Annotated in this window: 12 protein-coding genes; all 12 read right to left on the reverse strand. The window is 41.9% G+C overall.

From position 1 onward, the window contains the following. Positions 1 to 56 precede the first annotated feature (56 nt). The gene (locus MKX55_RS20855; protein WP_042529468.1) at positions 57 to 302 is read right to left on the reverse strand and encodes a type B 50S ribosomal protein L31; all 246 of its coding nucleotides are present in this window, start codon (positions 300 to 302) and stop codon (positions 57 to 59) included. A 162-nt stretch (positions 303 to 464) separates the two neighbouring features. Next, the gene (gene rho / locus MKX55_RS20860) at positions 465 to 1748 is read right to left on the reverse strand and encodes a transcription termination factor Rho (RefSeq protein WP_042529466.1); all 1284 of its coding nucleotides are present in this window, start codon (positions 1746 to 1748) and stop codon (positions 465 to 467) included. Positions 1749 to 2799: 1051 nt separating this feature from the next. Beyond that, positions 2800 to 4086 (reverse strand): UDP-N-acetylglucosamine 1-carboxyvinyltransferase, encoded by a 1287-nt coding sequence (locus MKX55_RS20865; protein WP_042529464.1) that lies wholly within the window; start codon positions 4084 to 4086, stop codon positions 2800 to 2802. A gap of 112 nt (positions 4087 to 4198) precedes the next feature. Further along, positions 4199 to 4840, reverse strand: coding sequence for a fructose-6-phosphate aldolase (fsa, locus tag MKX55_RS20870; RefSeq protein ID WP_042529462.1), 642 nt, complete (start codon positions 4838 to 4840; stop codon positions 4199 to 4201). Positions 4841 to 4972: 132 nt separating this feature from the next. Further along, complete coding sequence (gene fba, locus MKX55_RS20875) at positions 4973 to 5827, reverse strand: class II fructose-1,6-bisphosphate aldolase (protein WP_042529460.1); 855 nt, start codon at positions 5825 to 5827, stop codon at positions 4973 to 4975. A gap of 102 nt (positions 5828 to 5929) precedes the next feature. Next, positions 5930 to 6295, reverse strand: coding sequence for a response regulator (locus tag MKX55_RS20880; RefSeq protein ID WP_042529458.1), 366 nt, complete (start codon positions 6293 to 6295; stop codon positions 5930 to 5932). 568 nt (positions 6296 to 6863) lie between these two features. Then, positions 6864 to 8468: a CTP synthase gene (locus tag MKX55_RS20885; protein ID WP_042529456.1), complete on the reverse strand. Its 1605-nt coding sequence runs from the start codon at positions 8466 to 8468 to the stop codon at positions 6864 to 6866. Between the two features lie 442 nt (positions 8469 to 8910). Then, the gene (gene rpoE / locus MKX55_RS20890; RefSeq protein ID WP_339234695.1) at positions 8911 to 9411 is read right to left on the reverse strand and encodes a DNA-directed RNA polymerase subunit delta; all 501 of its coding nucleotides are present in this window, start codon (positions 9409 to 9411) and stop codon (positions 8911 to 8913) included. 747 nt (positions 9412 to 10158) lie between these two features. Further along, positions 10159 to 13389 (reverse strand): fused isobutyryl-CoA mutase/GTPase IcmF, encoded by a 3231-nt coding sequence (gene icmF, locus MKX55_RS20895; protein ID WP_339234697.1) that lies wholly within the window; start codon positions 13387 to 13389, stop codon positions 10159 to 10161. Positions 13390 to 13448: 59 nt separating this feature from the next. Further along, a complete protein-coding gene (locus tag MKX55_RS20900; protein WP_339234699.1) occupies positions 13449 to 14054 on the reverse strand; it encodes a TetR/AcrR family transcriptional regulator in 606 nt (201 codons plus the stop codon). 32 nt (positions 14055 to 14086) lie between these two features. Beyond that, entirely contained in the window at positions 14087 to 15226 is a 1140-nt protein-coding gene (locus MKX55_RS20905) for an acyl-CoA dehydrogenase (RefSeq protein ID WP_339234700.1), read from the reverse strand. A 2-nt stretch (positions 15227 to 15228) separates the two neighbouring features. After that, on the reverse strand, positions 15229 to 16368 hold the full coding sequence (locus MKX55_RS20910; RefSeq protein WP_339238590.1) for an acyl-CoA dehydrogenase: 1140 nt from the start codon (positions 16366 to 16368) through the stop codon (positions 15229 to 15231). Positions 16369 to 16507: the final 139 nt, after the last annotated feature.

A 16507-nucleotide genomic window follows, 5' to 3' on the forward strand; every position in this document is an offset into this window, starting at 1 on the left:
TCCAGTTCCATTCCTTATAAAAATTCTTCGTAACCGGTAGACGGTTCATCAGAAAATTAGTTAAGGTTATATTTTTTCTTAAAGCGATCCACACGGCCGCCGACTTTGTCAGCTTTTTGCTTACCAGTGTAGAATGGATGTGAATCAGAGCTGATTTCAACTTTTAATAGAGGGTATGTGTTTCCATCTTCCCACTCAATTGTTTCGTCTGATTCTTTTGTAGATCCGCTTAAGAACTTGTAATTCGTGCTAGTATCAAGAAAAACTACTTTTCTGTACTCTGGATGAATTTCCTTTTTCATGTTCTTCTACTCCTTTTTGCCCTGAGTCCCTTGGAAACAGAGTTATTCGAAGAGTCGTTCGCGATGCAATGCACCCTACCTAAACTCACATAGAAAGATTATAACAGTGTATAGAATGAAATGCAATAGAAGTTATTAACAAAAGACAAGATGAATCTGGTTCTATTGACGATTCATTCCTTTTCGTTTCATTTCTTCGTCCATCAGCTGCAGGAATTCTTCGTTATTCTTAGAATTCTTCATCCGTTTTAAGAAGCGGTCTAAGAAATCATTGGAATCCTGCATGGTTTTCCGCAGCAGCCACATTTTATCTAAATGTGCTTTATCTACCAGGAGCTCTTCTTTCCGGGTTCCTGAACGCAGAATATCGATAGCAGGGAAGATTCGGCGGTCTGCAAGATGACGATTCAGGTGCAGTTCCATATTCCCTGTTCCTTTAAATTCTTCATAAATCACATCATCCATACGTGAACCGGTGTCTACCAGCGCTGTCGCTAAAATGGTAAAGCTGCCGCCTTCTTCAATATTTCTTGCCGCACCAAAGAATCGTTTTGGACGGTGGAAGGCTGCCGGATCGATACCGCCGGATAAGGTACGTCCGCTTGGAGGAATAACTAAGTTATATGCTCGGGCCAAGCGTGTAATACTATCCATCAGAACGATGACATCACGCTTGTGCTCGACAAGACGCATGGCTCGTTCTAACACAAGCTCAGACACTTTGATATGGCTCTCAGGAACTTCATCAAAAGTAGAAGAAACGACATCAACGTCCGGACCTACAGAACGTTCAATATCGGTTACTTCCTCTGGACGCTCATCCACCAGCAGAATAATCAGTTTGGCATGCGGATGGTTTTGAGAGATGCTGTTTGCAATCTCTTTAATCAGCATCGTTTTCCCAGCTTTTGGCGGTGCGACAATCAAACCGCGCTGTCCAAAACCGACTGGTGTCATTAAATCCATAATACGTGTAGATAACTGGTTTGTTTCTGTTTCTAACCTGATTGGCCGATTTGGGTAAAGTGCTGTTAAAGCTGGAAAATGAACACGTTCTTTGGAAGAATCGGGGTCTTCATCATTCACTGCATCGACATGCAACAGACCGTAATAACGTTCATTTTCCTTCGGCGGACGTACTTTTCCAGATACTTTATCTCCATTTCTCAAATCAAAACGACGGATTTGGGAAGCAGAGATATAGATGTCCTCTGCACTTGGAGAATAATTAATCGGACGAAGGAATCCAAATCCTTCAGAAGGAATAATTTCTAAGATTCCATCCATAAATAAAAATCCATCTTTTTCAGCCTGCGCTTTTAATATTGCAAAAATTAGCTCTTTCTTTGTCAGCTTTGCATAATATGAAATTTTATAATCTTTCGCAAGTGCATAAATCTCTTTTAACGTCATTGTCTCTAAACTAGAGATTGTCAGTGTTGCCATTAAATCACCACGCCTGTTCTAGGTTCTTTTATATATTTTTAATAGGACGAATAAACATTGTCCCATCTTTTCATACAGCTTCTGTATTTTATGATGAACGATTTGATGGAGTACATCATTTCTATCTTTCGCCATAGCTGATCGTTTGTTTACCTGTTGCCGTCTTATTGTGTATACGCTTCATTAGAATTTCATCCACTAAAGATTTCAATCAAATGGAGAAAAAACGGATGATTGATTCGTTGACAGCTTATCATTCGTTTCCCATTTTTCGGAAACGATATGTATCTGGTATTATTTTCAAATCTTTCTAACTTCCTTTTTCATCTATCATCGTCTTGACTGTAAAAGTACCATTTTCGTCATGGTATGCAAAACGGATTTCCTTATAATGATATGGAAGGAGTACTAAGAAGACCTGCTCCGGCTGACAGAAGCAGTTAGAAGCTGTGATATTGCCGCAGATGTCTGGAGATAACAGACACAATCCATGTTATTTATCGGACTGACAGTACTTTTCAGGAAGACGGGTCATCAGAGTTGCGTCTTTTGGTAAGAGTACGGTATCTCTGTAAAATGAAACTTCCCTTTCTATTTCCCTGTCAGACTTTTATCAAATTGCTTGGTTTGACTAAACATCTATTATCATACTCTTTTACGAATAAAGATTCAATAGACTTTTTTGTCAAAAATAGAGGAATTTTATCAGGTTAACTATGACTTTTATCTATGATTCTGAAGTTATCGAAAATATACTCATCTTGCAGGCTTTTTCGACAATAGAAGTTATTTGAGGATAGGTGTATCTTTTCTATCACTGCGTTTAAAAATATTCAGGAAAACGATACATCGATAAGAAGTATTTGACAGGCTGCCTGAATACCCTCAAAACATGCTATATAATAAAAGAGAAGGAAGCGGCTTCTCTTTTAGAGGATGTTTAAAAAGCAAATAAAAGGACTTGCCGGCTTAAATTACAGCAGCTGCAGGGATGGAGCCCCGCGCTGTAAAATTCGATGTGTCCTTTTATTCCGCTTTTTAACCGTCTCTTTTACGTATTCTGATCTTGATAAATTTCTGATTCAGTCATTTCTTCCCGCCAAATGGTTGCTCCGAGAGAAGAAAGCTTGTCCGTCAAATTCTCATAGCCACGATCAATATGATCCAAACCGGTAATCTCCGTTACGCCATTTGCAAGCAGTCCGGCAATTACCAGAGCTGCTCCGGCACGAAGGTCACTGGCTTTTACCTTTGCACCTTCTAATTGAGTCGGGCCAGAAACAATCACGGATCCGCCCTCCACTTTTATTTCCGCATTCATCCGGCGGAGCTCATCAATATGCTTTAATCGTGCAGAATAAATGGTATCGATAATCACACCAGAATACCCCGCCTGTGTCAATAGTGTTGTAAGCGGCTGCTGCAGGTCAGTCGGAAAGCCGGGATAAACCAATGTCTTGATATCCACACTGCTTAATGATTTTGTTCTGGCAACATATAATTGGTCATTGTGTGATTCAATATTTACATTCATTTCCCGCAGTTTCGCAATCAATGATTCCATATGCTGCGGAATAACATTGTCAATAATCACTTCTTTCCCCATTGCAGCGGCTGCAATAGCATACGTACCCGCTTCAATACGGTCAGGAATAATGGTATGCGTACAACCATGTAAGGAAGGAACCCCGTCGATACGAATCACATCTGTTCCAACACCTTTGATTTTGGCACCCATATTGGTTAATAGCGTTGCAACATCAATAATCTCGGGCTCTTTTGCAGCATTTTCAATGATTGTTTGTCCTTTTGCCTTTACCGCGGCCAGCATAATATTAATGGTAGCCCCAACACTGACGACATCCAAATAAATGCGTGCACCGCGCAGCTCTTTGGCACGTAAATAAATCGCACCCTGCTCATTTGTTACCTCAGCACCTAATGCTTCAAATCCTTTAATATGCTGGTCTATTGGGCGCGGCCCCAGGTAGCAGCCTCCAGGCAAACCAATAACTGCTTTATTAAATTTTCCAAGCATGGCACCCATGAAATAATAGGATGCACGTAATTTTTTGACTCTTCCGTTCGGCAATGGCATGGCAATCATTTTCTCTGGATGGATCGTCATATCCTGACCGTCCCGGGATACTGTTCCGCCAATTTCTTCTAACAGCTGACCTAACGTATCTACATCCGAAATATCCGGCAACCCTTCAATCGTTACTGTAGAATCTGCAAGAATAGCTGCAGGCAATAAAGCTACTGCACTATTTTTTGCACCGCTGATGTGAACTTCTCCAGATAATTCATGCCCACCCTCAATTAATAACTTTTGCATGTAAAAACCTCGTTCCTATGGAAGTTATGATCCACAAGTTGTTTTTGTTTATTCAGATGCATATCATCTTTACCCTTTTCTTATTGTCTGTCTTTTTTCCAACTCTATGCAATTATTTTTGATTATTCCAGTCTGCTAAGAATTTTTCAATTCCCTGATCCGTTAATGGATGCTTGACTAAGGATGACAGAACGTTGAATGGAATGGTTGCAATATGCGCTCCGTTTAATGCAGCATCTGTAACATGAATTGGATGACGGATAGATGCAGCAATGATTTCAGTCTGAATCTGATGACGGTCAAAAATAGCTGCTACATTAGCTATCAATTCCATTCCATCCTGTCCAATATCATCTAATCTTCCCAAGAAAGGAGATACATAGGTTGCTCCAGCACGTGCTGCAAGCAATGCCTGATTCGCATTAAAAATCAATGTCACATTGGTTTTGATATTTAAATCGCTGAACACCTTAACCGCTTTCAATCCTTCAAGGGTCATCGGTACTTTTACCGTAATATTTGGTGCGATGGCTGCCAGCTCTTTCCCTTCTTCTATCATGCCTTCTGCGTCCTCAGCAATTACTTCTGCACTGACTGATCCAGAAACTTCTTCTGTGATTTCACGCAAGCGGTCATGAAAAGAAACCCCTTCTTTTGCTACAAGGCTTGGGTTGGTTGTAACACCAGCCAGTATTCCAAGCTTATTCGCTTCTTTGATATCTTCAATATTAGCTGTATCAATGAAAAATTTCATTCAAATTACCTCCCTGAGATTTTGCAGCAAAAGCTGCACCATCGGTACAGCTTTTGCCTGATATATTTTTATTGATGTGATTAAAAAGTTTTCTTATCTGCTCTTTTTAACACATATTTTTAATGAAATCAATTATGCATTATTAGAAGAACCAAATTCACGCATTTTACCGATTACGGTTTCTTTAATCGCTGCAGTACCTGGTCCTAAATATTTACGCGGATCATATAAATCCGGTTTTTGTGCTAATGTTTCACGAATTGCTTTAGTCTGGGAAATTTGATTCTCTGTATTCACATTGATTTTAGCAGTTCCTAAAGAAATTGCTTTTTGAATATCTTTTGTAGGAATTCCTGTACCGCCGTGAAGTACTAATGGCACATTAACTAACTCCAGGATTTCTTTCATTTCTGTGAATCCTAAGTTAGGCTCTCCTTGGTATGGGCCATGAACGGAACCTAGTGCCGGCGCTAAGCAATCTACTCCTGCTTCTGTCACAAGACGCAGACATTCTTCTTTATCTGCATAGTTGATTCCGCCAATAACACCATCTTCTTCTCCACCTACAGTACCAACCTCTGCCTCAACAGATACACCATGGATATGAGCAAGTTCAACCACTTTCTTTGTTACTTCGATATTTTCTTCGATCGGCGAGTGCGATCCGTCTATCATGACAGAAGTAAATCCTGCATGGATTGCTTCTGCACAGCTTTTAAAGCTGGATCCGTGATCTAAATGAATGGCAACAGGCACAGTTGTACCATATGAATCCATTAAAGATTTTACCATAGCAACTACGACATTATAGCCGCCCATATATTTTCCAGCACCCTCAGAAACACCAAGAATTACTGGTGACTTTTCTTCTTGAGCTGCTTGGAGAATACCTTGGATATATTCCAGGTTGTTAATATTAAACTGACCTACTGCATATCCATTTTCTTTTCCTTTTTCGAGCATTTCTTTCATTGATACTAAAGGCATACCAAGTTCCTCCTTCAAATTGTCCGCATGAATTTCTGACAACATTCATTACAATATAAGAATACCAATTTCAAGACTTTATCGCAACAAAGTAGCAGTGATTCATTCGTTTTTCTTCAAAATTTCTTCCACAACATGACATAGTTTTGCAACATTGAATGGCTTCGAAATAATTTCCTCAGGTAAGTTTTCCCCCAGTTCCTGTTTTGCAACTTCCGGCAAACCAGTAATGATGATAGTTTTTGCTTCTACCCTCATCTGCTTTATTTTTTGCATGACAGCCTTTCCGTTGTAAACAGGGATATGATAATCCAGAACTACCAAATCGCAAGGGGACTCTGATAAATGTTCAACCGCTTCTTTTCCGTTCTTTGCAAGTGAAGTACGATAACCGGCTGTTTGAAAAACTTCTTGAAGCAACATGCGAATTCCTATTTGGTCATCAACAATGAGGATTGATTGTGTCATACTTACCCTCCGATATATTTAATTTTTGTTTTAAATTTAAAATTCGATATATTTATTTAAATTCCTGCTTATTTATATGGATTTGTTTTTTTTACCCCCTATTTTAACAAGAATCATTTTACGGCTAAAACCGCAGCACCCGATGGCAGTTTCCACCATTCGTTTAGATGTGTATTCACAGGTGAAAATTATACACCACCGCTCATCATTCCTCCCGGCCTTTTGCCAGCCAAAGCAGCCATTGTCTCCATGAGATCCAGCTCCTTTCGCTATTTTCAATAAACCTTATTCTTCCAAAAAACAGGGGATAAGATTTACATAACACAATGGTGAATCAGCCGTTTTTTCTCCGGCACTATGGGATAGTATAGGTGCAATTGCTTCTGTGATGTATTTCTGCCCACGGAAAATACTTTAACCATACTTTAGCATAGTTGTCGAGGAAATTGTTCCTATATTTTTATTTTGATAAGCGATTAAAGTACTTATACTTGCTGTTAACTCAGCGTGAATACAAAAAAAGATACTCATCTGTGATAGATGAATATCTCCTTTTTGCTTTTATCATTTATTTTTTATTTTCCACAGCCGCGCCGATAAATCCTTTGAACAATCCTTGCGATCTGGTTGGACGAGAAGTGAACTCCGGATGGAATTGGCATGCAATAAACCAAGGATGATCCTGGATTTCAATTGTCTCTACAAGGCGTCCATCCGGGCTAGTCCCAGAGAAAACAAGCCCTTTTTCTGCCATTTGCTCCCGATACACATTATTAAATTCATAACGATGGCGATGTCTTTCTTCCACTACCTCTGCACCGTCATACGCTTCTTTTGTTTTCGTGCCTTCTGTTAAATGGCATGGATATAATCCAAGACGCAATGTACCGCCTAAGTCTTCAATATCCTTTTGCTCTGGAAGCAGGTCAATAATCGGGTATGGCGTTCCCGGATTAATTTCTGCAGAATGTGCGCCTTCTAAGCCTGCTACATTTCTGGCAAACTCCACAGTAGCCAGCTGCATGCCTAAGCAAATTCCAAAGAACGGGATTTTGTTTTCACGCGCGTAACGAATCGCATGGATTTTCCCATCGATACCACGGTCACCGAATCCGCCAGGAACGATAACCCCGTCTACTTTCGATAATGCTGTTTCAATCTCTGCTTCTGATAATAATTCAGAGTTGATCCAATGAATATTGACATTCGCATCAAAATCATACCCGGCATGCTTTAAGGATTCAACAACAGAAAGATAAGCATCAGGAAGTTCTACATATTTCCCGACCAGACCAATCTCGACTTTTTTAGACAGGTTACGAACCTTATTAATGAGTTCCTTCCAGTCGTCCATGTCTGCATCTTGGCAATCTAACCCAAAATGGTTGCAAACAATCTGATCCATATTTTGCTCCTGTAAAGCAATAGGAACTTGATACAGCGTATCTGCATCCATCATTTCAATAACCGATTTTTCATTGATGTCACAGAATAAAGCAATCTTTTCTTTCATTTCCTTAGTAATTGCCATTTCGGTACGTAATACAATCACATCTGGCTGGATTCCAAGAGAACGGAGCTCTTTTACACTATGCTGTGTCGGCTTCGTTTTTACTTCGCCTGCAGCTTTAATATAAGGAACAAGCGTACAATGGATGTACATCACACTATTCCGGCCAACATCACTTTTAATTTGGCGGATAGCTTCTAAGAATGGCAGTGACTCAATATCGCCGACAGTTCCGCCGATTTCTGTAATAACAACATCTGCGCCAGTAGCTTCACCTGCACGGAATACCTGGTCTTTGATTTCATTGGTAATATGCGGAATAACCTGTACTGTTCCGCCAAGGTAATCGCCGTGACGCTCTTTGCGGATGACACTGGAATATACTTTCCCTGTTGTAATATTGCTGTATTTGTTTAAGTTGATATCAATAAAGCGTTCATAATGTCCAAGGTCTAAATCTGTTTCAGCGCCATCTTCGGTCACGAATACTTCCCCATGCTGATAAGGACTCATTGTCCCAGGGTCTACGTTGATGTACGGATCAAATTTTTGAATCGTTACTTTTAATCCGCGGTTTTTTAATAAACGTCCTAATGAAGCTGCTGTAATCCCTTTTCCAAGCGATGATACTACGCCGCCAGTTACAAAAATATACTTTGTCACTTGTTCTCATCCTTCTTTCTTTATTTTATGTTGTGCATTGATTAAGTGATTCAGGGAGTTAGCGCCCGTTATCTCTCGCCCAAATACATTTATTTTGAGGCGGGAGGTTTACGTGGGCTTCTCCGTGATAAAATTGGCCGTTCTTTGGAATGATTGTCCTGTCCGTAGCATTTACATAGATGGTAAAAGCTATCACACAAAACTATTTCAATTTATTTCTCTATCTAACAAGAAAAGCGTTTCCCCTCTCATCTCTCAGGGGAAACGCTTTGTAATTATATTCAAAGAGCCCAATAAAGATTCTACTGTTAGTCTATGTAAATGTCAAGCACTGAAAAAACATGTTTTTTTCCTATCACGTTTTCCCGCTTTATTACAAAAAGCTGGAGCAAGTCGAATGATGATCAACTTGCCCCAGCTTATCAACTTTGTACATTAATGATTAACGATCGTCTTCATTATCGTAATCTAATTCATCGAGATCGTCCTTGCCGATAACGTCGTCTACTTCATCTTCAATTTCTTCCAGATCCGCATCTTCTACGTCATCATCGAAATCATCCAGCATATCATCGATGTCTTCATCAGTTATGTCTAAATCATCATGGATATCTTCTGTGTCTTGCACTGCAGCTTTCTTCTTTTTCTTACGCTTTTTCGGTTCTTCCGTAATTTCTTCTTCTCCCTGTTCGACCGAATACCAGCTTTTTAGTCCCCATACACCGGAACCTAATGTTAAATAACGTCCGTCAACATTCATGTCTGTATAGAATTGTGCAATCAAATTTTCTTTCTGTTCTTCGGATAAGTTTTTTAACTCTGCTATTTGAGAAAATAAATCTTGAAAAGGGATTGCTTTATTTTTTTCTTTTAGAATGAGGGAACCTAATTCAATCATGGATAAATCGTCAATTTGCTCTTGTGTTAATTCTTTCAAACTCACGCTCATGCACTCCTTTTAGAAAATAATCATACCCATCTATGCTATCAATGATTATTATATATGCTATTTTGAGATCGACACCAAAATCTATGGTTTATAAATAGATGTTATCATGACTCATAGTGACCGCTACGGAAAAGCACTACGCTTTCCGTAGGCCCCGAGCTCATCTCCTTTAAAGAAGACTTGCTGATTGGCAAGCCGTCAGGTGCAGACAGAAGCATAGTCGCACTTATGCCCCGCGGGTGAAAAGAAGACTTGCTGAATGGCAAGCCGGCAGGCGTAGACAGAAGCATAGTCGCACTTATGCCCTGCGGGTAGAAAAAAAGAAGTACGCTTTTTTTCTGCGGGGTCTTCCCTCCGCGCTTTCCCACGACGGACAGGACGTCCTAGTGTCGGTCGTTGGTCACAGGACGTGACCGTTCTTAGCCGACCAGGAGTCTCCGTATTTTTCCTCCGGGACTGGGACTGCGATTACTCGTCCCACCGAAAACCATTGCGGTTACTCGCCCCATCAAAACCGTCGCTAGCTAGTATTGCCAACATAATTATTCACTTATATCAACCAATGACTTGGATGAACATCCCCAATTCTTCACAATAAATCTATTTTACATTATAAACACATTTGATTGCAATTATCCAGTGAAAGTTGTTCAGATCTACGCTGGATTTAAACATACCATTTCTTCTGCTTCTAAAGGAGCACGAGCTGGTATTACAAATGCCGAGACGGGTTTCTGGATATTACATGTTCCGTCTGTATTGCCCGCCGACTTCATAGAGTGCTCTGGTGATTTCTCCAAGGCTTGCGTGGCGGACAGTGTGCAGCAGTTCTTGGAAGATGTTTCCGTCTGTTACTGCTGTCTGTTTTAATCGTTTTAGAGCTTCTTCTACATGATCTTTATGCTCTGATTGAAAACGACGCAGTTCATTAATTTGATGCATTTTTTCCTCTTCTGTTGCCCGGGCAAGCTCCATGGAATCAATGTCTTCCTCTGAAGGCGGGTTGGGATTTAAATACGTATTCACCCCTACGATCGGCAATGCTCCCGAATGCTTCTTTCCCTCATAATAAAGCGATTCCTCCTGAATTTTCCCGCGCTGATATTGGCGTTCCATCGCACCCAGAACACCGCCGCGGTCATTCATCTGTTCAAATTCCTGCAGAACCGCTTCCTGCACAAGATCTGTTAACTCTTCAACAATAAAGGACCCTTGTAAGGAATTCTCATTTTTCGCGAGTCCAAACTCTTTATTAATAATCATCTGAATCGCCATCGCCCGGCGGACAGATTCTTCTGTCGGGGTCGTGATTGCTTCATCATAAGCATTGGTATGCAGGGAATTCGTATTATCCTGGATAGCTAATAACGCTTGCAATGTAGTACGGATATCATTAAAATCAATCTCCTGCGCGTGCAGGGACCGCCCTGAGGTCTGCACATGGTACTTCAGCTTTTGGCTGCGTTCATTAGCACCGTACTTTTCCTTCATGGTAATTGCCCAGATTCTTCTCGCTACCCGGCCTATCACGGTATATTCCGGGTCTAGACCATTTGAGAAGAAGAAGGAGAGATTCGGTGCAAATTTATTAATATCCATTCCGCGGCTTAAATAATATTCCACATAGGTAAATCCGTTTGCTAACGTGAACGCCAGCTGGGTGATCGGGTTTGCGCCAGCCTCTGCAATATGATAACCGGATATGGAAACAGAATAATAATTACGTACCTTATTCTCTATAAAATATGCTTGAATATCCCCCATCATCCGCAGAGCAAATTCGGTTGAAAAAATACAGGTATTCTGTCCCTGATCCTCCTTTAAAATATCTGCCTGCACAGTTCCTCTGATGACAGAGACAGTTTCTGCCTGAATTTGATCAAATTCCTCCCTTGTCGGCGGACGTCCTTCCTCCTCGGTAAACTTATCCACCTGCTGGTCAATGGCCGTATTAAAATACATCGCTAAAATAATAGGCGCCGGACCATTGATTGTCATCGAGACAGACGTTAAAGGGTCTGTTAAATCGAAACCGCTGTAGAGCTTTTTCATGTCCTCTAATGTACAAATGTTTACGCCGCTGTTGCCTACCTTCCCGTAAATATCCGGACGTTCTGCAGGATCTTCTCCATATAAAGTCACCGAATCAAATGCTGTAGAGAGCCGTTTTGCTTCCTCCCCTTTAGACAGATAATGGAAGCGGCGGTTGGTCCGTTCCGGTGTACCCTCACCGGCAAATTGTCTCGTCGGGTCCTCTCCTTTTCGTTTAAATGGGAATACACCTGCCGTATAAGGAAAGGCTCCGGGAACGTTTTCCCGCATTAACCAATAAAGACGGTCTCCCCAATCCTGGTATTTCGGCAGCACTACTTTTGGAATCTTTAATCCCGAGAGAGACTCTGTTGTTAAATCCATCGTAATCTCTTTATCTCTTACTTTAAACGTAAAGGTATCCCCAAGATAGCTTTCTTTTAAAGTCTCCCAATTCTCCAGTAATTGTCTGGAATTCCCATCTAATTGCTGTTCATAGCTCATAATGGTTTGATTCAATGAAGCTGCAATAGCTTCCTCTGTGTCCTCCTTGGCTCCGGTTAACCGATAAAGTTTAGAAGCAATTTCCTGCTGCTTCCCGGCGCGTTTATCATAATTCCGGACATAGGAAGCAATCTCCCGTAAATAATGCCTGCGCTCATTCGTAATGATTTGATTTTGCTTTTCGGAGATAACATGGCGCGGAAAGGAGACCTCACCTTCCCACTGATAATCGGCATTTATTCGATCGATTAGGGACGCAAATAAAGCGTTCGTTCCTTCATCATTAAACTGGCTTGCTATTGTGCCGAAAACAGGAAATTGGCTTTTATCCTCATGGAATAGCATATGACTGCGTTCGTATTGTTTCCGGACTTGATTCAGCGCATCCTCCGATCCCTTTTGCTCAAATTTATTAATCACAATAAAATCGGCATAATCGATCATATCTATTTTTTCTAATTGCGTCGGTGCCCCAAACTCCGCTGTCATGACATACATGGATAAATCCGTAATATCTGTTACCGCTGCATCACCCTGCCCAATCCCGCTCGTTTCGACAATAATCAGATCATAGTCTGATGCATGCACGACATTTATCGCATCCTGAATGGAATCAGAAAGCTCTGTTCCGGAATTTCTGGTCGCCAGCGAGCGCATATACACCCGCTCTGAAAAAATCGCGTTCATACGGATACGGTCACCAAGCAATGCCCCGCCTGTTTTTCGCTTGGATGGATCGATAGATAAGATAGCTACTTTCCGCTCTGGAATTTCATTTAAAAAGCGGCGGATAAGTTCATCTGTCAGCGAGCTTTTCCCTGCTCCGCCTGTTCCTGTAATTCCGAGAACAGGGATTTTCTGTTGTTGCTGCTCTGAAAGTTTTTTTAATACCTGCTTTTTCGTTTCTTCCTCCCCGTTTTCCATCAAGGTAATGAATTTACCGATTGCTAAACGGTCTCCTTCTTTTAACCGTTCCATATCTTTTTCTATATCAATCGGCGGAAGAAAATCACATTTTTCCAGCATCCGGTCAATCATCCCCTGCAGACCATACTTTCTCCCATCCTCGGGAGAAAAAACCTGAGCTACTCCATAATCATGAAGCTCTTTGATTTCACGGGGGAGAATCGTCCCTCCTCCGCCACCTAATACTTGAATATGAGCCGCATCCAGTTCTTTCAACAGGTCAATCATATATTTAAAATATTCCACATGCCCGCCCTGATACGATGAGATAGCAATCCCCTGCGCGTCCTCCTGGATTGCTGCATAGACAACTTCTTCTACCGAACGGTTATGTCCAAGATGAATAACCTCCGCACCGCTCGCCTGCAAAATGCGACGCATAATATTAATGGAAGCATCATGTCCATCAAACAGGCTCGATGCCGTTACAAAACGAATAGGATGCTTTGGCGAATAACGTTCTTCTGTCATGCTTATCCCCCTCTTTTAGTCAGCTCTTAACATAGCAAAATCCCTAATCCTCCCTATAGTTACAGCCAGCAATCCACTTGCTTCATCTGCAGCTCGACATACTCATCGAGGGTAAATTCCTTTTGAATGAGCCAGCGGCGGAAACACCACATATGCCCGCTGACGACAATATGATTAGCCAGGAAATGAATTTCTTTCGTACTCCGTTTTTCTTTTAAACAAACGTTCAACAATTCCTCCATCATTCCGACAACCTTCTGCTCCTGCTCCAAGACAAATTGACGTTTTTCTTTATTTAATGATTTTGTTTCCTGATAGAGCATTAAAATTTCAGGCTGAATCGTGTCCATAAAATAAAGATATTGCCGAATCGCCTGCCGCAGGCTTTCCATCGTCGGATTTCCCACAGAAATCGTTTCTTCCAGCTGATCTCGGACCCGGTCATGCACGAATTCACAGACAAGAAACAGCACATCCTCTTTTGTTCTGATATATTCATATAACGTGCCAATGCTGAACCCGGATTCTTTCGCGATTTCTCTGGTCGTTGTACGGTGAAAGCCTTTCTCCTGAAACAGCCGCATGGCGCCTTCAATAATCTGCTTCCGGCGCCGCATCACAAGCTCCTGGTCTTTTACAGAAGAGCGGATTTGATCTTCACTCATTTTTTCAGCCTCCTTTTAAAAGAGATTGTGCTTTATTTTGTTACCATCCGCCCGATAACAAGCCGCTGAATTTCATTCGTCCCCTCATAAATTTGCGTAATTTTAGCATCACGCATGTAGCGTTCTACCGGATAGTCTTTTGTATATCCATAGCCGCCGAAAATTTGCACTGCTTCGACAGTAGTACGCATCGCGGCATCTCCTGCAAATAATTTGGACATGGCGGATGCCTTTCCATATGGCTTTCCTTCTGATTCCAGCCATGCTGCCTGATAGGTTAATAGCCGGGCTGCTTCAATCTCCGTAGCCATATCCGCCAGTTTAAAAGAAATTCCCTGGTTTGCTGCGATTGGTTTGCCGAATTGTTCTCTTTCCTTCGCATACGCTGCCGCTGCATCCAGGGCGCCCTGTGCGATTCCTAAAGCTTGTGCAGCAATCCCATTTCTGCCTCCATCTAAGGTCGTCATGGCGATTTTAAAGCCTTCTCCTTCTTCACCCAGCACATTTTCAGCTGGAATCCTGCAATTTTCAAAAATCAACTCTGTCGTCGGCGAAGAACGAATACCCAGCTTCTTTTCCTTCTTGCCAAAGGTAAATCCTTCTGTTCCTTTTTCAACAATAAATGCAGTGATGCCTTTATGTTTTTGATCCGCATCTGTTTTTGCAAAAACGATATAAATATCAGCAACGCCGCCATTGGTAATCCATACTTTGCTGCCATTCAGTATATAATCGCCGCCATCCTTTTTGGCAGTTGTTTTCATCGAAACAACATCGCTTCCGGCGCCCGGTTCGGATAAAGCATAGGCTCCCAGCGCTTCTCCCGTTGCAAGACGCTGGAGGAAATGCTGCTTCTGCGCTTCATTTCCATATTTATAGATTGGCCAGCTTGCCAGGGATACGTGGGCAGAAAGGGTAACTCCAGTCGAAGCACAGACACGTGATAATTCCTCTACCGCTATACAATAGCTCAGGTAATCCGAGCCGATTCCGCCATATTCTTCCGGCCAAGGGATACCTGTTAATCCCAGCGCTGCCATCTGATCAAAAATTGCTCTGTCAAACCGCTCTTCTTCATCTCTTTCTGCAGCTGTCGGCTCCACTTCATTTTCAGCAAAATCCCGGACCATCTTCCGCAGCATTTCCTGTTCTTCCGTTAATTGAAAATCCATCTCTATCTCCCCTTCAAAAGCTCTTTGGATATCACAATATGCTGTATTTCATTTGTTCCTTCATAGATTTCCGTCACTTTGGCATCACGAAACAGTCTTTCCACCGGATATTCCTTTGTATAGCCGTACCCTCCGTAAATTTGGACCGCTTCAATGGCATTTTGCATGGCCGTTTTCGTCGCTGTCAGCTTTGCCATCGATGTTTCCTTGATACAGGATTGATTCATTTCAATCCGTTTGGCTGCCTGATAGGTTAATAGTTTCGCCGCTTCTACATTGGTTGCCATCTCAGCCAGCTTAAAAGCAATTCCCTGATTGGCTGCAATCGGCTTGCCAAATTGTTCTCTTTCCTTCGCATAAGCAACGGAATAATCTAAGGCTGCTTCGGCAATACCCAGTCCCTGCGCCGCAATCCCAATCCTTCCGATGTTTAAGTTAGCCATCGCAATTTTAAAGCCTTCCCCTTCCGTGCCAAGCAGGTTCTCCTTCGGGATACGGCATTGCTCAAAGGTTAATTCCACCGTACTCGAACCCTTTAAGCCCATCTTCTTTTCATTTTTCCCAATCGACAGACCGGGACTATCCTTTTCCACAATAAAAGCACTGATGTCATCTTTCGCTTCACCTGTTCTGGCAAACGTAATAAAGGTATCTGCATATTCTCCATTAGTAATAAATACTTTGGAGCCATTCAATACATACGTATCATCTACCAGCTTAGCAGTTGTTTTTAACCCGCTTGCATCTGATCCTGAATTCGCTTCTGTCAGAGCAAACGCGCCTAAATATTCTCCAGAAGCAAGTCTCGGAATATATTTTTGTTTCTGCTCCTCTGTTCCGAAATAAAGGATTGGATTGGTACCGACGGACGTGTGTACCGATAAAATAACACCGACGGTTGCACTGACCTTCGACAATTCATGAATCACCCGGATATAGGAGCTGAAATCCATGCCCGCTCCTCCGTACTTCTCCGGGATGGGAATTCCCATTAAGCCGAGCTCCCCCACCTTCTTGATAATTTCTTCAGGAAACCGGTCTTGTTCTTCCATCCGCTCGACTTCGTTTGCAATTTCATCGCGGGCAAAGTCCTGAACCATTTTCACTAACATTTTTTGTTCTTCTGTTTGTGTGATAATCAACATGCACACCCCTTTCACTTTCAATACATTTTCAAAAAGATTCCCACGATTCACGATGGAACAAGCAAAATGCTGCTAGGTTAGTGCGACCGCTGCGGAAAAACACGTTAACGCAAAGATTCGCCACTTATCATTTGGG

Origin of the sequence: Oceanobacillus sp. FSL W7-1281, from assembly GCF_037969835.1 — a bacterium.
In the GTDB taxonomy this organism is placed as follows: domain Bacteria; phylum Bacillota; class Bacilli; order Bacillales; family Amphibacillaceae; genus Oceanobacillus; species Oceanobacillus oncorhynchi.

What these genes read in the sequence shown, in the direction of transcription:
- icmF (WP_339234697.1), bottom strand. Translation starts at nt 13,389, where the DNA reads ATGACAGAAGAACGTTATTCGCCAAAGCATCCTATTCGTTTTGTAACG.
- rho (WP_042529466.1), bottom strand. Translation starts at nt 1,748, where the DNA reads ATGGCAACACTGACAATCTCTAGTTTAGAGACAATGACGTTAAAAGAG.
- fba (WP_042529460.1), bottom strand. Translation starts at nt 5,827, where the DNA reads ATGCCTTTAGTATCAATGAAAGAAATGCTCGAAAAAGGAAAAGAAAAT.
- MKX55_RS20880 (WP_042529458.1), bottom strand. Translation starts at nt 6,295, where the DNA reads ATGACACAATCAATCCTCATTGTTGATGACCAAATAGGAATTCGCATG.
- MKX55_RS20905 (WP_339234700.1), bottom strand. Translation starts at nt 15,226, where the DNA reads ATGGATTTTCAATTAACGGAAGAACAGGAAATGCTGCGGAAGATGGTC.
- MKX55_RS20855 (WP_042529468.1), bottom strand. Translation starts at nt 302, where the DNA reads ATGAAAAAGGAAATTCATCCAGAGTACAGAAAAGTAGTTTTTCTTGAT.
- fsa (WP_042529462.1), bottom strand. Translation starts at nt 4,840, where the DNA reads ATGAAATTTTTCATTGATACAGCTAATATTGAAGATATCAAAGAAGCG.
- MKX55_RS20900 (WP_339234699.1), bottom strand. Translation starts at nt 14,054, where the DNA reads ATGAGTGAAGATCAAATCCGCTCTTCTGTAAAAGACCAGGAGCTTGTG.
- MKX55_RS20865 (WP_042529464.1), bottom strand. Translation starts at nt 4,086, where the DNA reads ATGCAAAAGTTATTAATTGAGGGTGGGCATGAATTATCTGGAGAAGTT.